At 74.0% G+C, this 1887-nt stretch carries 1 protein-coding gene; it reads left to right on the plus strand.

Translation table 11 applies throughout. The annotated features are described in order from the left end of the window. Window positions 1-1814, plus strand: a 1814-nt coding sequence (locus ABYE80_RS20400) for a SpoIIE family protein phosphatase (protein ID WP_372792223.1), incomplete at its 5' end; no start/stop codon positions are given. Between the last annotated feature and the right edge of the window lie 73 nt (window positions 1815-1887).

Raw genomic sequence — 1887 nt, forward strand, 5'->3', positions numbered from 1 at the left:
AGGCCCACGGCGGCGAGCGCGCGCCGCTGAGCTACAGCGAGTACCTCGAGACCATCTACTTCGAGGATCGCGCGCGACTCGACGGGCTCATCCGGACCGCGATCGCCGAGCGCGGGTCCTACGAGACGGAGTTCAGGACCGTCTGGCCCGACGGCAGCATCCACTGGATGTACGGCGTCGGTCGTGTCTTCTGCGACGAGTCGGGGACGCCCCACCGTCTCGCCGGCGTCGCCCGCCTCATCGACGAGGAGCGCGCGGCGCGCAACGCGGCAGCCGCCGCCGAGCGGCGCTTCCAGCGGCTGGCGAACGTCGCGCCCGTGCTCCTCTGGGTCTGCGGAACCGACGGCGACTACACGTTCGTCAACGAGTCCATGCTCGAGTTCACCGGTCGCGACATCGCCGAGGAGCTCGGCGACGGCTGGACGGAGATCGTCCACCCCGACGATCTCGAGCACTGCCTCGGCGTGCGCACCACGGCGCTCTCCCGGCGAGCGGAGTTCGAGCTGGAGTACCGGATGCGGAGCGCCGACGGCTCGTACCGATGGGTGCTCGCCCGGGGACGACCGATGTTCGACGACAACGTGACGTTCCGCGGCTTCGTCGGCGGCACCGTCGACATCCACGAGCGTCGCACCGGCGAGGTCGAGCGCGAGCGGCTGCTCGCGGCCGAGCAGCGCAGCCGCCAGGCGCTCGAGGCAGCTCACTCCCGCAGCTCCTTCCTGGCGCGGCTGGGGGGCGTCCTGGAGCGGTCGCTGCAACTCGAGGACACGCTCGCCGAGGTCGTGGCGCTCCTGCGCGAGGAGCTTGCGGACGCCGTCGCCATCGACATCACCGAACGCGACGGGCGCGTCCCACGGCGACGCGGCCAGGCCAGCCTGCCGAGCGCCCCCGACTCCCCGGACGGCTGTCCGATCTCGCGCACCGTCCCCCTCGTGGCCCGCGGCCATCGCGTGGGGTCCGTCGTCCTCGGCTGGACCTCCACGGCGCACCCTTCGTCGGCGACCGATGCCCGTTACATCGCCGACATCGCCCAGCGACTCGCCCTCTGGATCGACAACGCGCTCCTGTACGCGGAGCGCGAGATGGTCGCCGACACGCTGCAGGCGAGCCTGCTGCCGCCCGACCTCCCGACGGTTCCCGGCGTCGACGTCGCGGCGCGCTACCTGCCGGCCGACGAGCGAACGGATGTCGGCGGCGACTTCTACGATCTCTTCCCGGCCGCCGGCGGCGGCTGGGTGGTGGCGGTCGGAGACGTGTGTGGGAAGGGCGCGGAGGCCGCGACCCTCACCGCGATGGCGCGCTACACGCTGCGGGCGGCGAGTCAGGCACGCTCGGGCGGGCCCAGCGAGGACCTGGCCCTGCTGAACCAGCAGTTGCTGGCCGAGGGCACGCCGGACCGTTTCCTCACCGCCGTGCTCGCGTACGTCGACCCGCGTCCCGAAGGCGGGCTGCGTGTCCGGCTGGCCTGCGCCGGCCACCCGGCCCCGATCGTCCTGCGCGCAGGTGGCTACGCCGTGCCGGTGGAGGAGCACGGCCCCCTGCTCGGCGTGTTCGAGGCTCCGACGTGGCCGGAGATCACGGTCGGCCTCGACCCGGGCGACGCGCTCGTGCTCGCGACCGACGGCGTCACCGAGGCGGACCGCACCGCGCCGCTCGAGGCCGACGCGCTGGGCGCGATGCTCGTCTGCGACCTCGGGGGACGCGTGTCCTCGGCGGACGCGGCGGCTTCCGCCGTGGAGGACATCGCGCGGCGACGCGCCGCCGGCAGGCTTCGCGACGACGTCGCGGTGTTCGTCCTGCGCGCCACCGCCTGAGCCGACGCGCCACGGTCCGCCCGCGCGGCCGCCGCGTGCGGCAGACTGCGCCCATGCCCCCGGCCGCGCGGAC

The organism is Paraconexibacter sp. (genome assembly GCF_041602235.1).
Classification (GTDB): domain Bacteria; phylum Actinomycetota; class Thermoleophilia; order Solirubrobacterales; family Solirubrobacteraceae; genus Paraconexibacter.